Source organism: Zoogloea sp., assembly GCF_041908905.1.
Taxonomy (GTDB): Bacteria; Pseudomonadota; Gammaproteobacteria; order Burkholderiales; family Rhodocyclaceae; genus Zoogloea.
Genome location: NZ_JAYREK010000007.1, coordinates 47,879 through 72,907 on the forward strand (window position 1 = coordinate 47,879; position 25,029 = coordinate 72,907).

The 25,029-nt window shown below is 71.1% G+C and carries 25 protein-coding genes; 12 read left to right on the plus strand and 13 right to left on the minus strand.

Annotation, left to right across the window (positions count from 1 at the left end):
• Positions 1-23: 23 nt before the first annotated feature.
• The gene (locus ACE3OU_RS06350; protein ID WP_374240703.1) at positions 24-881 is read right to left on the minus strand and encodes an endonuclease/exonuclease/phosphatase family protein; all 858 of its coding nucleotides are present in this window, start codon (positions 879-881) and stop codon (positions 24-26) included.
• 252 nt (positions 882-1,133) lie between these two features.
• Between ACE3OU_RS06350 and ACE3OU_RS06355 the strand changes: the two genes are divergently transcribed.
• A complete protein-coding gene (locus ACE3OU_RS06355) occupies positions 1,134-1,991 on the plus strand; it encodes an HDOD domain-containing protein (protein ID WP_374240704.1) in 858 nt (285 codons plus the stop codon).
• A gap of 27 nt (positions 1,992-2,018) precedes the next feature.
• Here the strand turns inward: ACE3OU_RS06355 and ACE3OU_RS06360 are convergent, their stop codons facing one another.
• The 8 genes from ACE3OU_RS06360 to ACE3OU_RS06395 form a co-directional block, all read right to left on the minus strand.
• Positions 2,019-4,007 carry an alginate lyase family protein gene (locus ACE3OU_RS06360; RefSeq protein WP_374240705.1) on the minus strand — a complete coding sequence of 663 codons (1,989 nt, stop codon included), beginning with the start codon at positions 4,005-4,007 and terminating at the stop codon, positions 2,019-2,021.
• Entirely contained in the window at positions 4,004-5,401 is a 1,398-nt protein-coding gene (locus tag ACE3OU_RS06365) for a phenylacetate--CoA ligase family protein (protein ID WP_374240706.1), read from the minus strand. The genes ACE3OU_RS06360 and ACE3OU_RS06365 overlap by 4 nt, the downstream gene beginning before the upstream one ends.
• A gap of 10 nt (positions 5,402-5,411) precedes the next feature.
• Entirely contained in the window at positions 5,412-6,131 is a 720-nt protein-coding gene (locus tag ACE3OU_RS06370) for a WecB/TagA/CpsF family glycosyltransferase (RefSeq protein WP_374240707.1), read from the minus strand.
• Between the two features lie 14 nt (positions 6,132-6,145).
• Positions 6,146-6,673, minus strand: a complete 528-nt coding sequence (locus tag ACE3OU_RS06375; RefSeq protein ID WP_374240708.1) for a hypothetical protein — start codon at positions 6,671-6,673, stop codon at positions 6,146-6,148.
• 175 nt (positions 6,674-6,848) lie between these two features.
• The gene (locus ACE3OU_RS06380) at positions 6,849-7,715 is read right to left on the minus strand and encodes a polysaccharide biosynthesis tyrosine autokinase (RefSeq protein WP_374240709.1); all 867 of its coding nucleotides are present in this window, start codon (positions 7,713-7,715) and stop codon (positions 6,849-6,851) included.
• 17 nt (positions 7,716-7,732) lie between these two features.
• Positions 7,733-8,602 (minus strand): hypothetical protein, encoded by an 870-nt coding sequence (locus ACE3OU_RS06385; RefSeq protein WP_374240710.1) that lies wholly within the window; start codon positions 8,600-8,602, stop codon positions 7,733-7,735.
• Positions 8,603-9,454: 852 nt separating this feature from the next.
• Positions 9,455-10,015: a lipocalin family protein gene (locus ACE3OU_RS06390; RefSeq protein ID WP_374240711.1), complete on the minus strand. Its 561-nt coding sequence runs from the start codon at positions 10,013-10,015 to the stop codon at positions 9,455-9,457.
• Between the two features lie 57 nt (positions 10,016-10,072).
• The gene (locus ACE3OU_RS06395) at positions 10,073-10,999 is read right to left on the minus strand and encodes a MerR family transcriptional regulator (protein ID WP_374240712.1); all 927 of its coding nucleotides are present in this window, start codon (positions 10,997-10,999) and stop codon (positions 10,073-10,075) included.
• A gap of 93 nt (positions 11,000-11,092) precedes the next feature.
• Here ACE3OU_RS06395 and ACE3OU_RS06400 point away from each other — a divergent pair, with 93 nt between their 5' ends.
• The 11 genes from ACE3OU_RS06400 (at position 11,093) to ACE3OU_RS06450 (ending at position 20,258) form a co-directional block, all read left to right on the plus strand.
• Positions 11,093-11,314 (plus strand): hypothetical protein, encoded by a 222-nt coding sequence (locus tag ACE3OU_RS06400; protein WP_374240713.1) that lies wholly within the window; start codon positions 11,093-11,095, stop codon positions 11,312-11,314.
• Positions 11,311-11,916, plus strand: a complete 606-nt coding sequence (locus tag ACE3OU_RS06405) for a glutathione peroxidase (protein WP_374240714.1) — start codon at positions 11,311-11,313, stop codon at positions 11,914-11,916. The genes ACE3OU_RS06400 and ACE3OU_RS06405 overlap by 4 nt, the downstream gene beginning before the upstream one ends.
• Positions 11,917-11,937: 21 nt before the next feature.
• On the plus strand, positions 11,938-13,278 hold the full coding sequence (locus tag ACE3OU_RS06410) for an NAD(P)/FAD-dependent oxidoreductase (protein WP_374240715.1): 1,341 nt from the start codon (positions 11,938-11,940) through the stop codon (positions 13,276-13,278).
• A complete protein-coding gene (locus tag ACE3OU_RS06415; protein WP_374240716.1) occupies positions 13,278-14,066 on the plus strand; it encodes a DUF1365 domain-containing protein in 789 nt (262 codons plus the stop codon). The genes ACE3OU_RS06410 and ACE3OU_RS06415 overlap by 1 nt, the downstream gene beginning before the upstream one ends.
• Positions 14,066-15,316, plus strand: a complete 1,251-nt coding sequence (locus ACE3OU_RS06420; RefSeq protein WP_374240717.1) for a class I SAM-dependent methyltransferase — start codon at positions 14,066-14,068, stop codon at positions 15,314-15,316. Before ACE3OU_RS06415 ends, ACE3OU_RS06420 begins: the two co-directional genes overlap by 1 nt.
• The gene (locus ACE3OU_RS06425) at positions 15,313-15,870 is read left to right on the plus strand and encodes a chalcone isomerase family protein (RefSeq protein ID WP_374240718.1); all 558 of its coding nucleotides are present in this window, start codon (positions 15,313-15,315) and stop codon (positions 15,868-15,870) included. Before ACE3OU_RS06420 ends, ACE3OU_RS06425 begins: the two co-directional genes overlap by 4 nt.
• Positions 15,867-17,180 (plus strand): MFS transporter, encoded by a 1,314-nt coding sequence (locus ACE3OU_RS06430; protein WP_374240719.1) that lies wholly within the window; start codon positions 15,867-15,869, stop codon positions 17,178-17,180. The genes ACE3OU_RS06425 and ACE3OU_RS06430 overlap by 4 nt, the downstream gene beginning before the upstream one ends.
• An 11-nt stretch (positions 17,181-17,191) precedes the next feature.
• Entirely contained in the window at positions 17,192-17,725 is a 534-nt protein-coding gene (locus ACE3OU_RS06435; protein ID WP_374240793.1) for a DUF3833 domain-containing protein, read from the plus strand.
• Positions 17,725-18,513, plus strand: coding sequence for an SDR family NAD(P)-dependent oxidoreductase (locus ACE3OU_RS06440; RefSeq protein ID WP_374240720.1), 789 nt, complete (start codon positions 17,725-17,727; stop codon positions 18,511-18,513). Before ACE3OU_RS06435 ends, ACE3OU_RS06440 begins: the two co-directional genes overlap by 1 nt.
• A gap of 44 nt (positions 18,514-18,557) precedes the next feature.
• Complete coding sequence (locus ACE3OU_RS06445; RefSeq protein WP_374240794.1) at positions 18,558-19,016, plus strand: nuclear transport factor 2 family protein; 459 nt, start codon at positions 18,558-18,560, stop codon at positions 19,014-19,016.
• Positions 19,017-19,187: 171 nt separating this feature from the next.
• A complete protein-coding gene (locus tag ACE3OU_RS06450) occupies positions 19,188-20,258 on the plus strand; it encodes a tyrosine-type recombinase/integrase (protein WP_374240721.1) in 1,071 nt (356 codons plus the stop codon).
• Between the two features lie 61 nt (positions 20,259-20,319).
• On the opposite strand, the gene ACE3OU_RS06455 is transcribed toward ACE3OU_RS06450, so the two are convergent.
• The 4 genes from ACE3OU_RS06455 to ACE3OU_RS06470 form a co-directional block, all read right to left on the minus strand.
• A complete protein-coding gene (locus ACE3OU_RS06455) occupies positions 20,320-21,852 on the minus strand; it encodes a cryptochrome/photolyase family protein (protein WP_374240722.1) in 1,533 nt (510 codons plus the stop codon).
• Positions 21,849-23,132, minus strand: coding sequence for a DASH family cryptochrome (locus ACE3OU_RS06460; RefSeq protein ID WP_374240723.1), 1,284 nt, complete (start codon positions 23,130-23,132; stop codon positions 21,849-21,851). Before ACE3OU_RS06460 ends, ACE3OU_RS06455 begins: the two co-directional genes overlap by 4 nt.
• A gap of 234 nt (positions 23,133-23,366) precedes the next feature.
• Positions 23,367-23,501 (minus strand): DUF2256 domain-containing protein, encoded by a 135-nt coding sequence (locus tag ACE3OU_RS06465; RefSeq protein ID WP_374240724.1) that lies wholly within the window; start codon positions 23,499-23,501, stop codon positions 23,367-23,369.
• Positions 23,501-25,027, minus strand: coding sequence for an FAD-binding domain-containing protein (locus ACE3OU_RS06470; RefSeq protein ID WP_374240795.1), 1,527 nt, complete (start codon positions 25,025-25,027; stop codon positions 23,501-23,503). Before ACE3OU_RS06470 ends, ACE3OU_RS06465 begins: the two co-directional genes overlap by 1 nt.
• Positions 25,028-25,029: the final 2 nt, after the last annotated feature.

A 25,029-nucleotide genomic window follows, 5' to 3' on the forward strand; every position in this document is an offset into this window, starting at 1 on the left:
GCCGCGGAGCGCCCCGCCGGCCCTCAGGCGAGGGTCAGGATGATCGGCTGGTGGTCCGACGCCGCGGTGTTCTGATCCACCGTGACCGCCTCGATCCGGTCCACCAGGTCGGCGCTCACGAAGAAGAAATCGCAGCAGTAGGCCCGATCCGGCCACTCGGCGCCGTTGAGCCCCACCGTGTTGAGGTGCGGGATCTCGCCGTAGCAGGCCCGCCAGGCGTCTTCCCAGCCCGACACGTCGGCGCTGATCGGCGCCGTCATGCGGTAGTACTCCGGGCTGCCCGGTTCGCAATTGAAGTCACCGCAAATCACCGCCGAGGCCGGCCGCGGCAGCACGGCGAAGGGTGAGTCGCGATCGGCGCTCTTGCCCGCAGCCGGCTGCATCGCGGCGAGGCGCACGGCGTCGCACTGCAGGCCGTGCAGCGCGGCGATCTGGGTCATGCGCTGGATGCGCGAGTAGTATTCCAGGTGGGTGTTCATGACCCGCAGCGGGCCTGCATCCCCATCGACGATCACCTCCAGGCACACCCGCGGCATGCTCGGCACCCCTTCTTCGGGTGGCCGCGGCAGGCTGTGCCTGAAAACCTGCCCCACCGGCAGGCGCGACAGGGTGAGGTTGCCGAACAGGCTCCGCCCTCCCCGGCCGTCGGGCATGTCGACGCCCTCGGCAAAATGGGCGCTGTAGCCCGGAAAGGCCGCGGCCAGCACGGCCACGCCGTCGACAGCCTGGCCGCCCTGCAGGCCGGCGAAGCCGACGGCCACTTCCTGCAGGCAGATCACGTCGAAATCGCCCAGCGTACGAATGGCGGAAACTGTGCGCTGCAGCGTGGTTTCCCCGTCAGCGCCCCGTCCCCACTGGATGTTCCAGCTCAGTAGTTTCATCAAGGACCCTTCTCTCCAAGTTCTCCGATTCCGGCAGGCAGGCCGCAACGGAAACGTCGCCGCGGAGCATAGCAAGGCCGGCGGGCGGACTCCTCCGCTATCGTCCGGCGGTCGTGTCCGATTGCCGAAATGGGCAGTGCACTTGCGGGTGAAAAGGATTTATGTCACGCCACCCGGCCGGGTGCCGGCCCGCCCTAAAGCAGTCTGCACGCCTGCCGTAAATGACCTTGTCACCCGCTGATTATAGCCATCATGTCCACACCCCAAGAGCTCGTCGCCTGCGTTGAAAAACTCGCCAGCCTGCCCGCCGTCTATCACCGCATCCGGGATCTGCTCGACGATCCCGACAGCTCCATGTTCGAACTGGCCGAAGCCGTCTCCAGTGACACGGCCATCACGGCTCGCGTGCTGCGGGTGGTCAACAGCGTGCTGTATGGTTTTCCGGGCAAGGTGGAGACGGTCTCCCGGGCGGTCAACCTGATGGGCATGCAGCAGGTCCACGACCTCGTGCTGAGCACCCTGGTGGTGGCGGCCTTCAGCGGCATCCGCCCGGCGCGGATGCACATGGGGCGCTTCTGGAGCGACTCGGTGTTGCGCGGCCTGGCCGCGCGGGCGGCGGCCCGTCAGCTCGGCATGGGCGACCCGGAGCGGATGTTCGTCGAAGGGCTGCTGGCCGACATCGGCCATCTGGTGATGTTCCAGGTGGCGCCCGAGCCGAGTGCGGCGGCCCTGGAGGCTGCGGCCCGCGACCGGGTGCCCGTCCACCAGGCCGAGGCCGAGATCGTCGGCTGCAATTTTGCCGAGGTCGGGGCCGCGCTGGCGGCGGCGTGGCGTCTGCCGGGCGGATTCGCCAACGCCATCGGCGCGCAGCTGCTGCCCGCCCTGGCCGGCCCCCACGTGATGGAGGCCGCCCTGCTCCACCTCGCCAATCAGATCGTCGCCACCCGGGACGCCGAGCAGCCCGACGAGGCGGCGATGGCCCTGCTGGATCCGATGAGCGCCTTGATGCTCGAGATCGACCCGGCGCGGATCGCCGCCGTCCGCGCCAAGGCCGAAGAGGAGCACGCGGTGGTGATCACCCTGTTCTTCCCGAACCAGGCGGGCGCCTGAGCCCGGCCTGACCGGACTGGAAGGGCCTCAGACCCGCCTGAGGCGCGTTTCCAGCTCCTGCCCCGGCTCGACGTTGCCGCGCCAGACCACGGTGGTGCTGGGCACGAGGCGGTCGTAGCCCCGGGATACCCAGCCCGCCAGGGGCGTGTCACTGCCGCGCAGCAGGCTGACCTCGCCGTTGGGCGGCAGGATGATCTCCAGGTTAACCGGCCCGTTGGCCACCAGCAGCCCCTCCGGCGTGCACGTCACGCTGCACTCCTCGCTGAAGTGCCAGTTGAGGCTGACCGGCTGGGCCCGGTTGCCGCTGATCTCGTCGCGCACCACCAGCGCGTCGCCGAGCTTGTCGAGCTCCCAGCTGCGCCGGTGGATCGGCTTGCCGGGCAGGCGCCGGTAGCCGTCGTGTTCGGCGACCAGCTTGTCGAGCACGCGGTTGGTGCTGCGCTCGATCACCGTGCTGCGGTATTTGCGCACCCACATGAACCTGCCGCCGGAGATGGCCTGGTCCTGGCCGTCGATGCACAGGGTGTTGTGCATTGCCGTGCCGCGGAAGCCATCGCGCCAGGCCTGGGGCCCGTGATAGGTGCCGGTGCCCGGGTCCACCAGAAACTCCCGTCCGGCCACCGACAGGGTGAACGACAGCGCGTCCGCGTGGCCGTGGGCGGCGCTGCCCCCCAGGCCCAGGGGGCCGGCGTCGGCCACCAGGCGGAATTCGTCCGGCGTGTCCAGGTTGGCCCCCAGCACGAAGACGCCGCCCTCGGGGAAATCCTTGCGTATCGTGGCCGGCGCCGCCTGCAGCAACAGGGCGTCGAACTGGGCGCAGGCTTCGCTGCCCAGCAGCCAGCGGGTGCGCAGGTCCACCATCCCCGCCTTGCGGGCCAGCGACGGGTTGCCGAAGAGCAGCGCCGCGGTGGCGAGCTGGCTCTGGAAGGGGCAGCCCCCGGCGCCCAGCGCCAGCCCGGAGACCCGCCCGTCACCGGCGTCGCCGAACATCGGCACGTTGCCGCCGTTGTCCATGATCGCCGCCACGTATTCGGCCATTGCCTCGAGGCGGCGCCGGTAGGTCTCCGAGAAGGGCTTGCCGGTGCCGCGGGCGGCCAGCTCGGCGATCAGCAGGAAGTCCCACACGAAGTGCTGGTAGGCGGTGGCCTGTTCGAGATTGACGCCGTCCTCGCCGTTCTGGGCGGCCACCTCCTCTTCCAGACCCTCGCGGGCGATGCGCCGCCACTGCTTGGCCTCTTCCCAGAAGGGCCAGGTGGCCCCGGCCACGTACAGCCCGGCCAGCTCGCCGATCAGGTGGTTGTTGGCCGAGGCGCGCCGGGAGAGGTCGCTGCGGATGAACTCCGCGTGGCGCCAGATCGAGTTGAGCCAGTCGGTGCGCAGCACCTTGCCCACCGGGTGGGCGAACAGCGGCGACTGCAGCCCGCCGATCAGCTGCCACACCGTCGCCCAGTTCACCAGGCGGATGCCGGCCTCCAGCGGGCTCGACCAGTTGGGCCCGAGGGGATACGGGCACTGCACGAACCAGCTGTCGAGGGCCGTGCCGATGGCATCGAGGTAGCGCGCGTCGTTGGTGATCTGCCAGGCCTGGGCGAGGCACACCAGCTCCAGGTGGCGGTTGGGCTCCCACAGATACTTGATGTCGCCGCTCTCGGCCGGGTCGAGGAAGGACATCGTCCGGCCGTAGCTCATGGGCAGCAACGCGCCGTTGTCGGGGTTGCGGTTCCAGCGCGGCGGAAAACCCAGGGGGATGGCGCCCCGGCCGAGGATGCGCCAGTGGCCGGCCAGCACCTCGTTGGCGCGCACCAGCACCTGCCCGGGGGTGTCCGGAATCTCCCGCGGCAGCCAGCGCACCCCGGCCAACTCGAAGCGGGCGTGGGGCACGCTGCCGGGGCTGCGGCGCCGCGCCATCGCATGGCTCGCCCGCCGGCCGGCCCGGTCGATCATCTCCGAGACGGACATGCAGCGCAGGCGGTTCCAGTACCACTCCACGTGGTTGAAGGTGGGCGTCGTTTTCATTGTTCACCACTCAGTCGGCTGACGATTTGTCGAAACTTTCCATTGCGTGTGCGCTCGATCCGGGCGACCCGCTCGATCCGGATGGTGACGCGCGGCCCCAGCCGCTCCAGCGCGCGGGCCAGCAGCTCCTGCTCGCCGGCGACGCCGAATTCGCTGCCGGCGACGATGCGGATGCGCACCTCGTTGAGCCGCTCCTGCACCACCTGGGCCTCCAGCAGCCCGAACAGCCCGGTGAAGAGCCAGTCGAGCATCACCACGTGGCGGCCGTCGGGGGTGCGGATCACGTCGTCGGCCCTGCCCAGCACCCGCTCGACGACCCGGAAGCTGCGCCTGCAGGGGCAGCGGTAGCCCGGGTCGGCGGGCACCACCACGTCGTCGGTGCGGTAGCGCAGCAGCGGCATGCTGCGATTGCCGAAGCCGGTGCCGATGAGGTTGGAGCTGCCGTCGCCGTTGGGCTCGAACTCCACGCAGCCGTAGTCCTCCAGCACGTGGTAGTTGCCGTGTTCGCAGGTGCCGATGGCGGCAACCCGCTCGAAGGCGCCGTACCAGTCGAAGACCCGGCAGCCGAAGCGTTCGGCGATCAGCTGGCGGTCCGCCGGGCTCAGGGTTTCCGACGAGGTCACGACACCGCGCAGGGACGCGCCCTGATAGACCCGGTCGTGCTCCTCCAGCCAGCGCGCCAGGTGGCTCACCGACGAGGGGTAGGCCTGCAGCAGCACCGGGTCGAAGCGCTCGAGGGCCTCGATGTAGGCGGCGCCGTTGGCCGGCGACAGGTGGTAGGACGAGAGCAGCAGCGTGTTTTCGGCCCGGTTCATGCGCCACAGCGCCCCGCCCGCCTGGTGCGCGGGCACCACCGGGTCGCCCCGCAGCCAGGCCCGGCGCTCGCCCGGGCGGTAGCCGGCCCAGGCGGCCTGGCGCTCCACGAAGGCCTGCTCGAAGGCGATCGAGGCCCGGTCGCGCCAGCCGGCCAGCGCGCGGCCGGTGGTGCCGCTCGTCGAGCCCCGGAAGCGCAGCAGCGGGCCGCCTTCGGCCAGCAGGCCGGTGCCGGCCTCGATCACGTCCTCGCGGGACAGCTCGGGGAGCGCGTGGAGGTCATCGAGGCTGCGCCAGGTGAGCGGATCGACCCCGAGCCGCCCGAACAGATCGCGGTAATAAGGCACCCGCCTGGCCGCATGCAGGGCGAGCCCCCGCGCCTCTTCGAGCTGCAGGGCCCGCCACCCCTCGGGGGGCAGCCACTGGTTGCGGGCGATGGCCTGGCGGATCCGCTGCAGGGTGCCGTGCTCGATGAAGAGGGCGCGCAGGCGGCTCTGCACTGTCAGCAGGTGCTCCTGCAGCCCGGGGGCGGCATGGCGGTAGAGGGCGGAATGGCTCGACAGCACGGTCCAGGTGTCCATGTCCCGGTGTTCAGCGGCGGACCCACTCGCGCGCAAGCAGCGCGACGAAGGCGAGGTCCTCGACGAGATGGCGACCCGGCTGCCGCCGCGATGCCAGCAGCAGATGGTGCAGCCCGCCGAGGCCGGTCCGCCGCATCCAGCGGGGCGGGCGCCGGGAGGCGCGGGGCGGCGTGTCGAAGCCGCTCGCCACGCCCATCGCGAAGGGCACCCTCATGACCGCCTGGTGGCGGGCCAGGAAGGCGCCCGCGGCGGAGGCGCCGAGGGCGACGCAGAGGATCTCGGGCCGCGCGGCGCAGATCTGCGCCACCACGTCGTCCTCTTCCGCCGGATGCCAGCCTCCCCTGCGGTGGCCGGCGACGGCAAGGCCCGGGTGGCGCCGGGCCACGCCGGCGGCCTCGTCCTCCCGGGTGCCGAGCAGGAAAACCTTCCAGCCCCGCTGGGCGGCCCGCGCGATCAGCGCCTCGAACAGCGCGCGGCGGGGGACGCGTGCCTTCAGCGGCCTGCCGAGCAGGCGCGAGCCCCACTGCAAAGGCCGGCCTTCGGCGTTGATCAGGTCGCAACCGTCGATGAGCCGGCGCAGGTCCGGGTCGCGGCGCGCCCTGACGATGTCGTTGCCGCTCAGCGCGCCGTGGCGGTGCGGCCGCCCGGAGCGGATGAAGCCCTCGATCAGCGCGAGGCTCTCAGCCAGGTCCAGGTTGTCGACGGCACAACCCATCAGCTGGATTCTCATGGGCCGGGCGCCCCTCAGCCACCGCGGCGGGCGAGGTGCAGCAGGGCCCGGCGCACCTCGCCCATCCCCCGGGCGATGTCGCGCCGTGGGTTGGAGGGGGTCGGGGCGTCGTGGCGGGCATCCTGCGCGCCGTCCACCGGCATGCCGTCGGGCACTGTCACCAGGGTGACCGCCGCCCCGTCGTCGCCCACCGGCACCAGGGTCCAGTGCCGGGCCGGGCCCTGGGGCAGTGGCGCCGGGGCCCGGCGCAGGTCGAGCAGCACCTCCACGCCCTGCCCGGACAGCCAGCGGGCGCTGTCCGCCGGGTTGGCGCCGGACCACTCCGCCACGCCGGGAGGCGCCGTCAGCGCCACCTGGCGCGGGGCCTCGCCGTCGGCCGGGGGCGTGCCCTCGTCCCGCAGCAGGGCGACCAGCGCCACGTCCGGCAGGCTGGCACAGTCGCCGGCCAGCCGCGCGACCCATGCGGGCACGGGCCCGACGGGCACGAAGATGGCGAGTCGCAGCGCGGGCGACGGTGCGCCTGAAACGGTCGAAGCGTTCATGCGGAAACCTCCGGGGCATGGCGCGGCAGGGCAGCCTGCGAGCAGGGCCTGCGCGCCGACGTGGCACAAAGAAGAATGGAAGGGAAACGGACGGCGCCCCGCGCCCGCCGCGGGCGATGGCGACCCGGCAGCGGAAGGTCGCAGGGCGAAAGGGTGGAAAAGGCAGTCGTGGGCATCAGAAATCCAGCAGCACGCCGCCGATCACGTTGACCCCGGCCTCGCGCAGGCTGGCGGCCAGCCGGGCCACCCGTGGCTGGCTGCTGGCGTGGCGACGGGCGACGACCACGGCGCTGCCGCAGGTCGCGGCCACCAGCTGGGCGTCGGCGCCGATCTCGGCCGCGGGGGTGTCCACAAGTGTCATCTGGAAGCTGTCGCGGGCCACCGCGAGCTGCGCCCCGAAGGCCGGCCGGGCCAGCAGCTCCTGGGGGTTGGGCGGCACGATGCCCGCCTGCAGCACCGACAGCTGGCCGAAGCGCGGATGGGGCTGGAGGGCGCACTTCTCGCCCCGCTCGGCGAGGCGCGAGGTCAGCCCCCCGGCCGGCGCGAGGCGGAACAGCTCTTGCTGGCGCGGATGGCGCAGGTCGCCGTCGATCAGCAGGGTCCGCTCGCCGAGCTGGGAGAACAGCACCGCCAGGTTGGCGGCCAGCCAGCTGCGGCCCTCGCCGCGCCCGACGCCCACCACCGCAATCGTGTTGAGCCGCGGCTCGGCGGCCCGCCGCAGCACCAGCTGGCTGCGCAGCTGGCGCAGGGCCTCGACCCGCTCCGAGTTGGGCTCGAAGGCCGCCACCAGCTCGGGGGAGACGCCCTGGTCGCCCACCGGCAGCACCGGGTAGTCGAACTGATGGGCCAGCGCCAGCAGCACGTCGGCGCGGGTTACCAGGCCCAGGTCCACCGCGGCTTCGCCGAAGGGAATGCCGAGCTCCCGCTGGCGTGCCATCACCCGGCCCACTGCGTCGGCGGGCAGCACGCCGCCGGAGACGAGGAGCTCGCCCACGTGGGGAAAGGCCAGCCGCCCGGCGCCTGCCCTCGAGATACGTTTCATGTCCATGTTTCGCATGCTCAGGGCTGCTGCGGCGCCGGGGCCGCTCCACCGTCGACCCGGGCCAGAACCGGCGCACCCAGCGCGGCGGCGAGGTCGTCGGCCCCCCGGATGCGTCGGTCCAGGCGTTCCCGGACCAGGGTTACCGCCACGCCGCACAGGCCGCCGATGACGATCGCCAGCGCGAGGTTGCGCAGCGGCCGTGGCCCGGTCGCCTCGGTGGGCGCCACCGCGGCCGACAGCAGGGTCGCGCTGCCCTTGTGGGGGGCGCCCTCCAGACGGCTCCCGGCGAGGTGGGCCAGCGCCAGCGCGTAGGCCGGCCCAGCGTCCGTTTCGCGCGGTCGCGCGCCCGGCTCGTCGCGCCTTGCCTGGAGCTGGCTGCGCAACTGGTCGGCGTGGGCGTCGAACCACAGCGCCGACTGGCGAGCCTGCTCGGCGCTCAGCTCCCGATCGGTGTCGAGGTAGGCGCGGGCCAGCGCGTTGGCGTAGTCGGCGGCAAAGCGCGGTTCGTCGGCGGCCACGCTGATGCGGAGCACGTTGCTTTCGGGGGTGGCGCCAACCTTGACGTCTTTCCGGAGCTGGCTGGCGATCCAGCGGTCCGCATCGCCCTGCCCGCCCGAGGCTCGCCGCCACCGCTCGGTCCAGCCTGGCTGGCCGGCGAGTTCGAGGGCGGCAACGGCACGGCTGCCTACCCGTTCACTGGTGACGATATCGGCGCGGGTCGCCAGGGTGTCGCCCCGGCCGGGCTCGACGAGCATTTCGGCGGTGGCCACGTACTCGCGCGGCAGCGCCAGGCTCAGGGCCAGCGTTACCAGCGTGACCCCACCCCAGACGGCGAACAGCGCCCGCCGGCGGGTCTTGAGAATGGTGGGAAGGTGTGTGAAACCCATGGCTACGGCCTGCTCCGAACGTTTTCTTGCGGACGGCGATCGCCCTGTCCGCCGGCATCGGATCGTGGTCGGGTCGCGGGCCCGCCGTGCCGGGGGCTACACTCCCTCTGCGGCGGAGGCGGCAGACACCCTGCGGGGCGTCCGTTCCCCTGTGACCCAGCGGCTGCGCGGCAGACCGACGGGTCAGGGAGGCCTCCAGACGCAACCGGACTGCCTTCGACACGAACATCAAAATCGCCCAAAACCGACATCCAAAAATGCAATGTGCCGCATATTGCGGGAGGACGAGGCGGAATAAAACGAAATTTTACGCAATTCGCAAAACATGCCGAAGTAAACGCATTGTTTTGCAAAATTTGTCACTTAATCGATAATTTTGACGTTTTGTGCGGTGCCAGATCCCGTCGCCAGCGGACTCTTCGGGGCGACCTGGTCCGCGCGGGCGCTGCGGCTGGCGGGCATCGTTGGCCCGGCTCCGGGATGGGCCGGCCTGCCGTTGCGGCAGTGGCAAGGGCGCGGTCGTGGGGGCTTGGGGGGCGGGGCCGGGCGCGTCGAGCGCTGGCTGAGGGCGCGCGGGGGGCGGGCCTTGGGCGTCTGGCGGCGTCGGGAGATTGGCCGGAGGGCAGTGATGAGGCCGGGCGTTCAGGGGCCTGGCGGGCGGAACGACAGGTGGGCCCGCAGGGGGCTCCGGTCAGGGGGCGTCGTGACGGCGGCGCGGATGTGCGGGCCGCGCCGGCGGTGATGGAATGTATGTGAAGACTTCAGTCCCGTCCCTCATCCAGGCCCGGGCAGCCTTGGCGCGACCCGGGCCCGCAGCCTGGGCGGCGGCGGGCCGGGTGGCGTGTGCCGGGTTCAGTCGACCTGTTTGGTCGTGATCAGCCTGGAGAGGTCGAAGCCCTGCTCGGCGAGGCGGCCGAGCAGCGCCTCGTAACGCACCGCATCCACCTGCGGCGTGCGGGAGAGCACCCACAGGTATTCCCGCGACGGCTCGCTGACGGCCACCAGGCTGTACTCCGGGTCGATGTCCACCACCCAGTAATCCCCCCACACCATCGGCAGGAAGGACAGCCAGCCGGGGGCGAAGCTCACCTTCAGCCGGGCCGAACGGGGGCCACCCACCTGGCGGCCGACGGCGGTGGCGACGTTCATCTCGCCGTTTTCGAGGCGGCAACGGTTGGTCACCGCCACCTCGCCGTTGTCCTTGAGGGCGTATTCGGCCCGGGAACTGTCCCGGCACTTTTTCTGGAACCAGGTCGGGTAGCGGGAAATCTCGTACCAGCGGCCCATGTAGCGCGCCACGTCGAGGGACTCGATGCTGGCGACGGGCTTGGCCGGCGGCGGGGTATCGGCGAGGCTGTGGGCGGCGACGAGCCCCAGCAGGGTGGACACGATGGCTTTATGGAGTGGATGCACGGCTGGCCTGATGCGGTAAAAAGTTGATGGTTGGTGAAGAGCGTGCGCTGCCGGCCTTCAAGCCGGCGCAGGTCCGTGGGCGGTGCGCCATTCGGCGAGGGCCTGCAGGGCGTCGTCGAGGTCGGCGACCACCCGCACGCCGGGCAGGCGTTTCTGCTTGCCGCGCACCGCGGCGCCGCCGGCCCAGAGGGCGATCTCCGGTGGCAGCAGGGCGCGGAGCTCCTGCAGGCGGTCGATGGCCTGGCGGGCCGGATAGGCCGCGCTGAACGACACGCCGACCACGTCGAAGCCGTTGTCCGTGGCCGCCCGGCACAGGTCCACCAGCGGGGTGCGGGTGCCGAGGGACAGGCAGGCGGCGCCCTCCGAGGCCAGGGTGGCCTCGACCATCAGCAGGCCGAGGATGTGCTCCTCGCCCGGCAGCGTGCTGAGCAGCACCCGCGGCCGCCCGCCGCCCGGCCCGAGGGCGCCGATGGCCCCGCGGAGCACGTTCTGCACCTGCTCGGTGTAGGCGTGCTCGTCGGACACCTGGATCTCGCCCCGCATCCAGGCGGCACCGACCTCCTCGTTGAGGGGCGCCACCGTCTCCGATACGAAGCGCTGCAGGCCCTGCCGGAGCAGCGACTGGCGCAGGCTCGTCCCGAGCTCGACGGTGCGGCCGAGGCGCACATACTGGAAGGCGCCGGGTTCGCTGGCCGGCGTGCTCGGGGAGCGCGGCTGGTCGCCGGCCTCGAGCAGCGCCTGGAGCGCTTCCGTCGGCTCGCCGACGATCTTGGCCGGCCGCATGCCGCGGTCGAGCAGGCAGCGGATCAGACGCAGCTTGTCGACCTGTTCGGTGGGGTACAGGCGTTCGCCCTTGTCGTCGCGATCTGGCTGGGGAAAGCCGTAGCGGCGCTCCCACACCCGCAGCGTGTCCTTGCCTAGACCGGTTTCCCGCTCCACGGCCGCGATGCTCAGGGCGGCGCTGGTGTCAGTGGAATTGATCATGTTGTCCTGGACAAATTGTTTGCATTAGCTTGACATCCTGGCGGTACGGCTCTATGTTAGAACTGCAATCCCGCATTGTCCAGGACAAAAATGATGAACGCCCAAGCCATACGTCAGCACGGAAGAGCCGTCGCCATTGCCGGGTTCCTAGCGTTTGCCATCGTCTCGAGCGCCGTGGTCGGCCAGTCGGCGAGCACCCCGGTGCCCAACATCAACCGCCCTGCCGAAAGCATCTCTGTCCAGGACAAACTCGCAGACGACGCGCTGGACTACAAGCTCTTCCTGCACCAGCAGGCCAGCGGAGCCGCCCGATGAAGGCCATGCTCCTTGTCGCCGGCGCGCTGGCCCTCAGCGCCGTGACCCTGAAGGCCGGGCTGCTGCCGGCGGTCGGCGCGTCGGCCACCGCCGCCACGGTCGAGACGGCGCGGGGCTGCCCGCCGCTCCTCGACCACACCTTTCCCGGCCTGCAGGACGAGAAGCCCCGCTCGATGTGCCAGTACGCGGGCAAGGTGGTGCTGGTGGTGAACACCGCGAGCTTCTGCGGCTACACCAGCCAGTACGAGGGGCTCGAGAGCCTCTACGACAAGTACAAGGCGCGCGGCCTGGTGGTGGTGGGCTTCCCGTCCAACGACTTCGGCAACCAGGAGCCCGGCAGCAACAAGGAGATCGCCGACTTCTGCCGGCTCACCTACGGCGTGCGTTTTCCGATGTTCGCCCGCTCCAGCGTGTCGGGGCGCGGCGCCAATCCGCTGTACCGGCAGCTGGGCGACAGCACGGGCGAGCGTCCGCGCTGGAACTTCCACAAATATCTCATCGATCGCAGCGGCACCACGGTGAAGAGCTTCCCCAGCGAAGTCTCGCCCGACAACGCCCTGCTGGTCGCCACCATCGAGCGGCTCCTGGCCGCCAAGCCTTGAGGCGGCGCAAGCCGGACGACCATGGACATGGGTGAAATCCAACGGGCGGGCATCGGCCCCCGACGCATCGCGGTGATCGGCGGCGGCATCGCCGGGCTGTCCTCGGCCTGGCTGCTGTCGCGGCGCCATCGGGTGACCCTCTTCGAGGCGGGCGACTACGTCGGCGGCCACACCAACACCATCGACGTGGAGGTGGAGGGCAAGTGCCATCCCATCGACACGGGTTTTCTGGTCTTCAACGACCGCACCTACCCCAACCTGTGCGCGCTGTTCGCCTGCCTGGGCGTGCCGTCGGTGGAGAGCGAGATGAGCTTTGGCGTGAGCCTGGCCCAGCCCGCCATCGAGTGGGCCGGCTCAGACCTCACCACGGTGTTCGCCCAGCCCAGCAACCTGCTGCGCCCGGCTTTCCTGGGCATGCTGGCCGACATCCTGCGCTTCAACCGCGAAACCACCCAGATGGCCGTGACGGGCGAGGCGCCGTCCGTCAGCCTGGGCTGCTACCTCGCCGCCGGTGGCTACGGTTACGCGTTCCGCGACTGGTACCTGCTGCCCATGGCGGCGGCGATCTGGTCGTGCCCGACGCGCACCATGCTCGACTACCCCCTCGCGACCTTCGTGCGCTTCTGCCACAACCACGGCCTGCTTCAGATCTTCGACCGTCCCACCTGGCGCACCGTGGCCGGCGGTGGCCGTGAATACGTGCGCCGCATGCTGGCCCAGCTCGACGACGTGCAGGTGTCCACCCCGGTGCTGGGCGTCGACCGCCGGCCCGACGGCGTGTGGATCCGCTGTCGCGACGGTGCCGAGCGCTTCGACGAGGTGGTGTTCGCCTGCCACAGTGACCAGACCCTGGCGATCCTCGGCGACCGGGCCACCGCCGACGAACGGCGTGTGCTGGGCGCCGTGCGCTACCAGCCCAACCTCGCGCTGGTGCACACCGATGCCGCGCTGCTGCCGCGCCGTCGCAAGGTGTGGTCGGCCTGGAACTACCTCGCCGGCAAGGGGAGCCCCGACGAGCGTCCGGTATCGGTGAGCTATCTCATCAACCGCCTGCAGCCGGTGCCCTTCGAGACGCCGGTGGTGGTGTCCCTCAACCCCTTCATCGAGCCCGCGCCGGACAAGCTGCTGCGCCGCATCGAATACGCCCACCCGGTCTTCGACCAGGGCGCCGTCGACGCCCAGGCCATGCTGCCGACCCTCCAGGGGCGTCATCGCAGCTGGTTCGCGGGTGCGTGGACGGGCTACGGTTTCCACGAGGACGGGCTCAAGTCGGCGATGACGGTGGCGCGCAGCCTGGGGGTCGACATCCCCTGGCAGCCGTCCGCCGAAGCCCGGCCCGAAGCACTGCAAGAGGCCGCGTGATGACCGACGCACCCGCCGCGCCGGGCCCCCTCTCCCCCGCCGTGTGCTTTGGCGCGGTGATGCACGAGCGGCTGGTGCAGGCTCACAATCGTTTTGTCTATCCGACCGCCTTCGTGCGCCTGCCCCTCGGCCGGCTCGACGAGATCCGCGCTCCGCTGCTGGGCATCGACCGCTTCAACCTGTTCTCGGTGCTGAGCCGGGACCACGGCCGCCGCGACGGCTCGCCGCTGCTGCCCTGGCTGCGCGGCATCCTCGCCGAGCGGGGCCTGGCCGGCGTGTGCGACGGCGAGGTGGTGCTGCAGACCATGCCCCGGGTGATGGGCTTCGTGTTCAACCCGGTGAGTTTCTGGTTCTGCCACGACCGGGATGGCGCGCTGCGGGTGGTGCTGGCCGAGGTCAACAACACCTTCGGCGAGCGCCACAACTACCTGGTGCATCACCCTGATCTGCGGCCCATCCGGCCGGCGGACGAACTCGTCGCCCGCAAGCTGTTTCACGTCTCGCCCTTCTTTCCGCTGCGGGGCGAGTACCGCTTCCGCTTCAGCACCCGTGGCCGGGTCCACGTGGTGCACATCGACCTGTGGGACAACGGCCAGCGCCAGCTCGGCACCTGCCTCTCGGGCCACGCCCAGCCCCTCGACGGGCGGGCGCTGGGCACCTGGCTGCTGCGCCACCCCTTCCTCACGCTGGGCGTGATCGCCCGCATCCACTGGCAGGCCCTGCGCCTCGCCTTCAAACGCGTGAGCTTCCACCGCAAACCCGCGCCCCCGCTCGAGGAGACGACCTGATGAACGCCCTGGAAAACACCCTCGCCCCGCTGCTGATGCCCCTCTCCAGCCTGCGCCTGTTCGAGATGCCCCGCGCTACCCGGCTGGCCCTGGAGATGCTCGACCGGCTGGAAGGCGGCGCCCTGGCCATCGAGCTGCCCCAGGGCGTGCGCGTGCGTGCCGGCCACGGCCCGCTGGTGGCCCACCTGCAGGTGCGCAGCCACGCCGTGTTCGACGACGTGCTGGCCCGGGGCGACATCGGCTTCGCCGAGAGCTGGATGGACGAGCAATGGAGCACCGACGACCTCGCCGCGCTGCTCACCCTGCTGTCCCGCAACCGCCCGGTGCTGGCCAGTGCCATCCATGGCCGCGTGCTGCGCCTGATCGGCCACCGCCTGACCCACCTGCTGCGCGCCAACACCCGCAGCGGCGCCCGGCGCAACATCGAGGCACACTACGACCTGGGCAACGATTTCTACCGCCTGTGGCTCGACCCGACGATGACCTACTCGTCCGCCGTGTTCGCCAGCCCCGACGAGAGCCTGCAGGACGCCCAGCTGCGCAAGTACCGGCGCATCCTCACCCAATTGGGCGCCAGGCCGGGCCAGACCATCCTCGAGATCGGCTGCGGCTGGGGGGGCTTCGCCGAAGTCGCCGCCACCGAGTTCGGCTGCCGGGTGCTCGGCCTCACCCTGTCTCCGGCCCAGCTGGCTTTTGCCCGCGAGCGCGCCGAGCGCGGCGGCTACGCCGACAGGATCGACCTGGAGCTGTGCGACTACCGGGACGTGCGCGGCAGCTACGACCACATCGTCTCCATCGAGATGATCGAGGCCGTCGGCGAACGTTTCTGGCCCACCTACTTCGGCCAGCTGTCGGCCCGCCTCAAGCCCGGCGGCCGCTGCGTGGTGCAGGCCATCACCATCGACGACGCGCTGTTTGCCCGCTATCGCCGCGGCACCGACTTCATCCAGCGCTACATCTTCCCGGGCGGCATGCTCCCCTGCCCGAAGAGCGTGCGCCAGCAGGCAGGCAATGTCGGCCTGGCGATTGTCGACGACTTCGCCTTCGGCCCCGACTACGCCCGCAGCCTGGCCCACTGGCACCGCAATTTCGAGGCCCAGCTCGGCGCCGTGCGGGCCCAGGGCTTCGACGAGCGCTTCATCCGCATGTGGCGCTTCTACCTGGCCTACTGCGAAGCCGGCTTCAACACCGGCGACGTGGATGTGCACCACTACGTGTTCGCCCACGCGGACGGGGGCCGCGCCCCATGACCCGCGCCGCCGGCCTGCGCGCGCTGGCTTTGGCCAGCCTGCTGGCGTTCGCGGCGGAAGCCGGCGCGGTCAGCCTGCCCCGGCCGGTGACCGCCACCGCCGGCGGCCTGCAGATGGCCGGCACGGGCGAGATGCGCTGGTTCGGCATCAAGCTCTACGACGCGGCCCTGTGGGTCGAGGCGCCGCCGCCCGGCGGCGCCGGCCTGCCCCTCGACAAACCCTACGCCCTCGCCCTGCGCTACGCCCGCTCGATTTCCGGCGAGGCCCTGGTGACGGCCAGCCTCGAGGAGATCCGCCGCCTCGGCGAGACCAACGAGGGCCGCCTCGCCCGCTGGAAGCCGCTCCTCGAAAAGGCGCTGCCCTCGGTGGCCCCCGGCGAAACCCTGGTCGGGCTGCACGAACCCGGCCGCGGCGCCCGCTTCTGGCACGAGGGCCGGCTCACCGCGCGCATCGACGACGCCGAGCTCGCCAGCGCCTTCTTTGCGATCTGGCTCGACGCCCGCACCCGCGAACCCGCGCTGCGCGCCCGCCTGCTCGGGCAGCCCCGGCCATGAGCCCCGACTCTCTGCCCCGGCGCGCCGTCATGGCCTACGGCGCCCTCGGCCTGCCGCTGGCCTTTGCGGCGCTGCCCCTGTATGTGCATGTGCCGCGCCTGTATACCGAATCCATCGGCCTGCCGCTGGCTGCCGTTGGCGGCGTGCTGCTCGCCGCAAGGGCGGTGGACGCCGTCTCCGACCCGCTGATCGGCTGGGCCAACGACCGCGTCGGGGGGCGCGGCCTGCTCGTCGCCGGGCTGGCGATCCTGGGCGCCAGCCTGCCGCTGCTGCTCGCGCCGCCGGCCGCGGCCGGGCTTGGCTGGCTCTTTCTGCTGCTGGTGCTGGTGTCGCTGGGCTATTCGATGGCCAGCATCGCCTATGCCGTGTGGGGCGCCGAGGTGGCGCCCACCCCGGAGCTGCGCACCCGCGTGGTGGCGAGCCGCGAGGGCTTCGGGCTGCTCGGGGTGCTGCTGGCCGCGGCGCTCCCGGGCCTGCTGGCCGATGGCGGAGACGAGGCGGCCGGCCTGGCCGTGCTGCCCTGGGTGTTCGCGCCGCTGCTGATCGCCTGCGCGGCGTGGACGCTGCTTGCCGCTCCGCCGGCACCGGCCCGCCCGTCGTACTCGGCCATGTCCCTGGCCAGCCTGCCGGCGGCGCTGCGGGATGGCGGCTTCGCCCGGCTGCTGGGGGTGTTTGCGATCAACGGCATCGCCGCGGCGGTGCCGTCGGCCACGGTGTTGTTTTTCGTGGCCGACGTGCTGCAGTCCGCCGAGCTGGCCGGGCTGTTCCTGGCCTTGTACTTCGTGGCGGCGGCCTGCAGCCTGCCCTTGTGGGTGGCGGCAGCGCGGCGGCTCGGCAAGCTGCGCGCCTGGCTGGCCGGCATGGCCCTGGCGGTCGCGGTGTTCGCGTGGGCCGGCCTGCTCGGCGCCGGCGACATCCGGGCCTACGGCCTGATCTGCGGGCTGTCGGGCTTCGCGCTGGGGGCCGACCTGGCGCTGCCGCCGTCGCTGCTGGCCGACCTGCTCGCGCGGCCCGTCGAAGCCCGGGACGCCCCCCGGGCCAGCAGTGGCGCGGCCTTCGGCTGGTGGAACTTCGTGACCAAGGCCAACCTGGCCCTCGCCGCCGGGCTGGCGCTGCCCCTCCTCGCGGTGTTCGGTTACAGCCCGGGCAGCCGCGAGGCGGATGCCGTGGCGGCGCTGGCCACCGTGTATGCCCTGGTGCCCCTGGCCCTGAAGCTCGCCGCGATGGCGCTGTTGTGGGCCTGGCGCCGACGCCTGGAGCCTTCCCCCTCACTTGACGACGCGGCCACCGCCGCGCAACCGGGAGCTTGACCATGACGACCATGAAACGCATCGCCGCCTTCCTTACCGCCCTGGCCGGCCTGTTCGGGCTGGGGGGGTGCTCCACCGTGGAGGTGGACACCTACCGCGGCCAGACGCCCACGTTGGACCTGCGCCAGTACTTCAACGGCACCCTCGATGCCCACGGCGTGTTCCAGGACCGCTCCGGCGAGGTGGTCAAGCGCTTCAAGGTCGTCATCGACGCGAGCTGGAAAGGCGACACCGGCACCCTCGACGAGCGCTTCACCTACTCGGACGGCACGACCCAGCGCCGGGTGTGGACGGTGACCCGCCTCGCCGACGGCCGCTACGCCGGCACCGCCGACGACGTGGTGGGCGAAGCCCGCGGCGAGGCCGCCGGCAATGCGCTGCGCTGGCGCTACGTGCTGGCCCTGCCCGTCGATGGCAAGGTGTACCACGTGGACTTCGACGACTGGATGTTCCTGATGGACGACAAGGTGATGCTCAACCGCTCGGCGATGAGCAAATGGGGCTTCCACCTCGGCGACGTGACCCTGACGTTCTACAAACGGTGATGGGTATTTTCCAACCCCTCAACACGCCGATCCGCGACTGGCAGGGCCAGCGGGTGTGGATCGTCGGTGCCTCCAGCGGCATCGGCGCCGCGCTGGCCCGGGCCCTGGCCGCCCGCGGGGCCTGGGTCGCCCTGTCGGCCCGGCGCCGCGAGGCCCTCGAGGAGGTCGCCTCCGCCTGCAAGGGCGAAACCCGCGTCGAGCCGATGGACGCCACCCGGCCCGAGGATTTCGAGCGGGTTCGCGAGCGTCTGCTGGCCGCCTGGGGCCGGCTGGATCTGGTGGTCTTCAACGCCGGCACCTACCAACCACTGCGCGCCGCCGAGCTTACCCCCGCCGTGGTCCGTGGCATCCTCGACACCAACCTGCTCGGCGTGATGGACGGGGTGGCCGCCTGCGTGCCACTGTTCACCCGACAGGGGCGCGGCGCGATGGCGCTGGTGGGCAGCGTGGCCGGCTACGGCGGCCTGCCCAAGGCCACCGTGTATGGGCCCGGCAAGGCGGCACTGATCAACTTCGCCGAAACCCTGTACCTCGACCTGGCGCCGGTGGGCGTGTCGGTGTTTCTGGTGAGCCCCGGCTTCGTCGCCACCCCGCTCACGGCGCAGAACGACTTCGCGATGCCGGCCCTGATGTCGCCCGACGCGGCGGCCGAGGCCATGCTGGCCGGCTTCGCCCGGGGGGATTTCGAGATCCACTTCCCCCGCAGGTTCACCCTGGTGCTGAAGCTGTTGCGCTTTTTGCCCCGGCGATTTTATTTTGCGTTGATCCACCGGCTCACCGGCCTGTGAAGGAGTGCCGCCCCGGGAGCCAGCAAGGGAACCCCATGGAACTCATGAAACTGCCCCCCGACCACAACCCCGGCAACTGCCGCGCGGCCCTTGCCGGCCTGGTGCGCTTCTACGAAACCCTCAGCCCCGACACCCTCGATCAGCTCCCGTCGATCTATGCCGCAGACGCCCACTTCAAGGACCCGTTCAACGACGTGGTCGGCGTCGAGGCGATCAGCGGCATCTTCCGGCACATGTTCGCCACCGTCGAGGCGCCCCGCTTCGAGGTCACCACCCGTCTCCTCACCGGCCGCGAGGCCATGCTCGGCTGGGATTTTCACCTCCGCCTGCGGGGCCGCCCGCGGGTGATCCGCGGCGTCACCCACCTCGGCTTCGACGCCGACGGCCGCGTGTGCCGCCACCGCGACTACTGGGACCCGGCCGAAGAGCTCTACGAGCACCTGCCTCTCCTGGGCAGCCTGATGCGCTGGCTGAAGAAGCGGCTGGCGAGCCCAGGGGCGTAGTCCCGCTGCGGGGCTCTGGTTTAGAGCATGCCGTGGCATGCACGATGAAGCCGCGGCATTGCCGCGGTCGCCCCATCGTGTAAGGATGCGGCCGCCCCGTTTCCAGCGGGGCAGGGTTGGCAGGCGCGTGCTCTCCTCGCTTTTCGGGGGCTTGGCGCGCCATAATTCGGCATGAAAAAACCAACCCATGCAATTAAGCACGAACTGATCGTCACAACCGAACCACCCTCGTCCCATCCGGACCTCTTCGACACGCCAGACAGTTGGGCAAACGCGCCCCGCGAAGCCTACGCGGCCTGGCTCGAGGGCCAATCCCTCCGCCCCTCGACCAAAACGGTCTATCTGGCGATGTTTTCCCGCTTCTGCCAGTGGCTGAACGAGTCCGGCAAATCCCTGTTCCACTGTGAAGCCGCCGATATCGCCCGGTTTCTGGACACGCCCAACCCCAATACCGGACGCGCGCCGCAGCCCCAGACCGGTCGCCAGCGCCAGCAGTACGTCCGCCAGCTCGAGCGGGTGTTCAATCACATCGCCTTCCTGGGCCGCGACGTCGGCAACCCGGGGCGCCAGGCCGCGATCGCGCGCGTCGGGGCGGGTGAGGACAAGCCAACCCGTGTGCTGACCATCTCCGAGCGGGATGCGGTGATTGCTGCCCTCGCCTCCCGACTTGCCCGCCTGGACACCGATGGTTCTGGCGCCGAGGACTGGATGGAATACCGTGATCTGGCCTTGGTGGCCGCCCTCTTGGGAGCGGGGTTGAAGGTGTCTAATATTGAGCGCTTGACTCTTAATTGCATAGATTTGGACGAAGGACGAATCGAACTGAGCGGGCCGCACTACACCCACCGGGCGCGCCTGCTGCCGTTTGCACTGGCGCCGCTGGCCGCCTGGCTGAAGGTCCTGGCCAGCCGGCATGGCGGAAAAATCCCGGAAAAGCACCCGATCTTCGAGGCTGATCGCACAGTCGGTTTCGGGCGTCACGCCAAGACGCTGGTGATGCACCCCTCCTCCGTGCATCGCCGCACCCAGCGTTTCCTGGAAGAAGCCGGCATCACCGGCGAACGGGCGAGCGCCCAGACCTTGCGCAACACCTATGCAAGCCTGCTGATCGAGGCCGGCGCAACGGATGACGAGCTGGTGGATTTTCTGGGGCTGAAGGCCTCGATCAGCGCCCGCCGCCTGCGCAAGGCGGTAGCAATGGTGATGTCGGCCGGAGATGCCGACAGCGACGCTGCGGCTTGACCCCCTCGCCCCTGCCCCAGGAGCCGCCAAGATCGCCGCTGGCGCGGCCCGCCCGAAGGCTTCAGAGCGCCTCCATGCGCTCCCGCAGCCGGGCGGCCTGGGCGCGCAGGGCGTCGAGGGTGCCGCCCTCCATCTTGTCGAGCTGCCGATACACCATGCCGAGGCGGTGATTGTTGCCGAGGCGCTCGCGCTGACGGTCGAAGAAGTCCCAATACAGGGCGTTGAACGGGCAGGCGTGGTCGCCGCTGCGGGCCTTCTTGTCGTAATGGCAGCCCTTGCAGTAGTCGCCCATGCGGTCCACGTAGGCGGCGCTCGACACGTAGGGCTTGGTGGCGAGCAGGCCGCCGTCGGCAAACTGGCTCATGCCCAGGGTGTTGGGCAGCTCGACCCACTCGAAGGCGTCGATGTAGACGCCCAGATACCAGCGGTGCACCTCGGCTGGAGCCAGGCCGGCCAGCAGCGCGAAGTTGCCGATCACCATCAGGCGTTGGATGTGGTGGGCGTAGGCCTCTTCGAGCGACTGGCCGATGGATTCGGCCAGGCAGCGCATGCGGGTCTTGCCGGTCCAGAACCAGCCCGGCAGCGGACGCGCGTGGCCCAGCGCATTGGCCTCGGCGTAGGCGGGCATGCGGGCCCAGTAGATGCCGCGCACGTACTCGCGCCAGCCGAGGATCTGGCGGATGAAGCCCTCGGCGGCGGCCAGCGGCACGCGGCCGTCGCGCCAGGCGGCCTCGGCCCGCCCGACCACTTCACGGGGATGGAGCATCTTGGTGTTGAGGGCAAACGACAGTAGCGAGTGGAACAGCCGCCACCCGCGGGTGCTCATCGCGTCCTGGAAATCCCCGAAGTTCGGTAGCGCCTCGGCCACGAAGGCGTCGAGCTGGGCCAGCGCCTCGGCGCGGTTGAGGGGCCAGCGCAGGCGCTCGGCACCGGGGTTGCCGAAGCTCTTCACGCCGGCCGCCACGATGCTCTGCCACAGGGCGGAGTGGTCGTGGCTAGGGCGCGGATCGCGCGGCTCGGCGGGGGTGCCGGGCCACGGCTTGCGGTTGTCGTGGTCGAAGTTCCACTGGCCACCCACCGGCTTGTCGCCGTCCATCAGCACCCCGTAACGGCGCCGCATAGTGCGGTAGAAGTGCTCCATCAGCCACTGCTTGCGGCCCTCGAAGAGCTCGGCGGCTGCGTCGCGGGTGGTATAGAAGTGCTCGCTGTCCACCATCCGGGCCGGGATCTGCAGGCCCCGGGCGTAGTCGGCGAGCTGGGCGTCGAGACGCCATTCGTCGGGGGCCTGGTATTCGAAGGCAGCGGCGCCATGGGCGGCGATCAGGGCGTCGAGGTTGGCGGGCAGGCTCTGCCGGTTGGAGGGGTTGTCGATCGCCACGTAATGCACCCGGTGCCCGGCCTCCCGCAACTGGCGCGCGAAGTCGCGCATCGCGGTGAAGATGGCCAGGATCTTCTGGGCGTGGTGGAGCACGTAATCGGTCTCCTGGCGCATCTCGATCAGTACGTGGATCACGTCGTCGCGGGCGGTCTGGAACCAGCTGTGCAGCGGGTTGAGCTGGTCACCGAGAACGAGGCGGAGGGTCGGCGCGCTCATGGGCGGCTCCACATCCTGCGGAAGCGGCCGTCCGGATCGTGCTCGCGGGCCTGCTTCGCCGGGTCGAAGCGGCGCCCGCCGCGGGGGTCGGTACCACGCCCGGCGATGTACAGCCAGTTGCCCTGGTTGCTGTACACGTCGTAGTCGATCAGCTGGGCCTCGAACCACTCGGCGCCGGCCCGCCAGTCGCAGGCAAGGTCATTGACGAGGTAGCTGGCCACCAGCTGGCGCAGGCGGTTGGACATGAAGCCCGTGACGGCGAGCTCGCGCATCGCGGCGTCCACCAGTGGCTCGCCGGTCTCGCCGCGGCACCAGCGGGCAAAGGCGTCGGGGTCGTGGCCGGGCGCGGGCTGCCTGCCGAGCCCGCCGGCGCGGTACAGGCGGCGGCCGTACTTGAGGTGCAGGAAGCGGAAGTAGTCGCGCCACAGCAGCTCGAACCACAGCCAGTAGCTGCCGTCGCTGGCCCCCTGGCTGGCCTCGAAGGCCTTGAGGTGGGCGTAGGCGACGCGCGCCGACAGCGCGCCGCTGGCCAGCCAGGGCGAGAACTTGCTGGAAAACTCCACCCCGCTGAGCCCGTTGCGGGTGGCCTTGTAGTGGTGGGGCCGGTCGCTCGAAAAATAGCGCCGCAGATGGGCCAGCGCCGCCGCCTCGCCGCCGTGGAAGGCCGGCCGGGTGTAGGGAAAGGAGGCGCGGGCGTCCACCTCGAAGGCGTCGCCCACCGGTCGGTAGGGCCAGCCCGGCGGCACGCCCTCCGGCCAGCCGGGGAGCCGCGGCGCCGGCAGGGGCTGCGGCGGCCTGACGGCGGCCTTCTCCACCGCCTGCCGGAAGGCGGTGAACACGTCGGGCAGGCGCTCCGGCGCGAAGGGCAGGTCGGCCGGGTCGAGCAGGCTGGATTGCCAGACGTCCTCCACCGGGACACCGGCGGTTTTCAGGGCGGCGAGCTGGGCTTCTTCTTCCGGCGCGGCGATGGCCTCGCAGGTGACGCCCGTGGCGCCGACCTGGACGGCCAGCGCCGGCAGGCACTCCGCCGGCTCGCCATGGAGCTCCAGCAGACCGCTGCCCTGCTCCACCAGCCGGGCGTTGAGGGCGTTGAGGGCCGCCCGCAGGAAGCGCTGCCGGTGGGCTCCGCGGCGGGCGAAGCCCCAGGGCGTGGCGGCATCGGCGGAGGGGGCATGAACATATACCGGCAAGACCCGCTGCGCCCGCGCGCAGGCGCGGCTGAGGGCCGGGTTGTCGGAGAGGCGCAGATCGTTGCGGAACCAGTGGATCAGGGTGGTCATGGGGTTGAAAGCGATCAAGGAAATGGGTGGAGAACTCGCGGCGCCGGTGTCGCGGATGGAGGTCGGGTCGGCCCCGTATGAGCCGCCATCGCATCGGGCTATCTTCCGGCAGAGGCATCGGGCGTCGGGGCAGCGATCGCGCGGGGGTGCCGGGGTTTGTCGGGTTGGGCGACGCCAACCCGATCTAAGCTACTGCGCGAACCCGAGCTGGTTTGGCTGACGGGGCATCGCCTCTCACTTCGCCGAGCGGCGGCAGCGTTCGGAGCAGTAGCGGACTTCATCCCAGCAGCGCGCCCACTTTTTCCGCCACACAAAGGGGCGGCCGCAGGCGGCGCAGGGCTTGGTGGGGAGGTCGGCTTTGCGGCGCATCAGATGTCCAGGGAGAGTTGACCAGCCGGCGGGCGCTTGGTGCGCCGGGACGTGGCCGGGCGGCGGCGGGAGCCGTGCCTGGCAACGATGGCGGCCTTGGCGGCGCGTATTTCGGGCTGGGCGCGCAGGGCGTGCACGCGGGCCTTGGCCTCGCGGGTGGCGGTTTCCAGGTCCACCGGCGGTTCAGGGATGTCGATGCCCACCCGCACGCCGCAGCGGGCCTGCACGTCGGGCGGCATCCGCCACGGCTCGAACAGCCAGGCGTCGGGCACCCGGGCCATGGCGGGCAGCCAGTGGCGCACGAAGCGGCCCTTGGGGTCGTGGTCGCGGGCCTGCTTGATGGGGTTGTACACCCGGGTGGTGTTGATGCCGGTGGTGCCGGCCTGCATCTGCATCTGGCTCCAGTGGATGCCCGGCTCGTAGTCAATGAAGGCCCGGGCCAGCCACTCGCCCACCGGGCGCCAGTGCAGCCACAGGGGGTAGCTGGCCACCGAGACCAGCATCGCGCGCATCCGGAAGTTGAGCCAGCCGGTGTCGTGGAGCATGGCCACGCAGGCGTCCACCAGCGGCCAGCCGGTGCGCCCGGTGACAAGGGCTTCAAAATGGGCCGGGTTCCAGCCGGCGCCCTCCTCCGGCGCCGGGCGCAGGCCGTCGTAGCCCCGGTGGAGGTTGCGGAACTCCAGCTCGGGCTCGCTCTCGAGCTTCTGGATGAAGTGGCAGTGCCAGTGCAGGCGGCTGATGAAGGCGGTCAGGCCCGCCCGTCGGCGGTCGGCCGTGGGGGGGAGGTCGGCCAGCTGCCGACGGGTGGCCTGAACCACTTCGCGCAGGCTGAGGCAGCCCAGCGCCAGGTACGGGGACAGCCGCGAGCAGGCGGTGGGCGCCGACAGGGGCGACGAGATGCCGCCCCGGTACTGCCCGCTGCGCTCGCCCAGAAACGCTTCCAGCACCGCCATGCCGGCGCTGCGCCCGCCCGGTTGCCGGTGCGGCGGCGCGGCGGGGGCCAGCCCCAGGGCGTCGGCGCTGGGGGGCGGTACATCGGCCCAGGGCAAGGGCGCGAAGGTGATGGCTCCCGGCACCGGCAGGCAGGGTTGGGCGACAAAGGCCTCCCAGCGGCCATGCCAGGTGTCGCGGTCGGCGAGGCGGCGCACCACGCCGAACTGGGGGAACTCCCGCCACGTCACGCCGCGGCTGCGGCACCAGCGGCCCACCGCGAGGTCGCGCTGGTAGCTCGGCCAGTTGCCGGTCTCCTCGTGGGAATACAGCGCCTCGAAGGGCTGGGCACGGTAGAGCCGCTCGAAGACCTCGACGGCCTCGCCGGTGAGCACATGCAGCCGGCCGCCCAGCACGCGCAGGGCGCGGTAGAGGTCGCGCAGGCTCTCGAGCACGAAGCCGTAGTGCTGGCGCGCGGCGTCGGGGGTGGCCCACAGGCTGGGCTCGACGATGTAGACGCAGATCAGCGGCCCGCGCAGGGCGGCGCTGACGAGGGGCGCGTGGTCGTGCAGGCGGAGGTCCCGCTTCAACCACACCA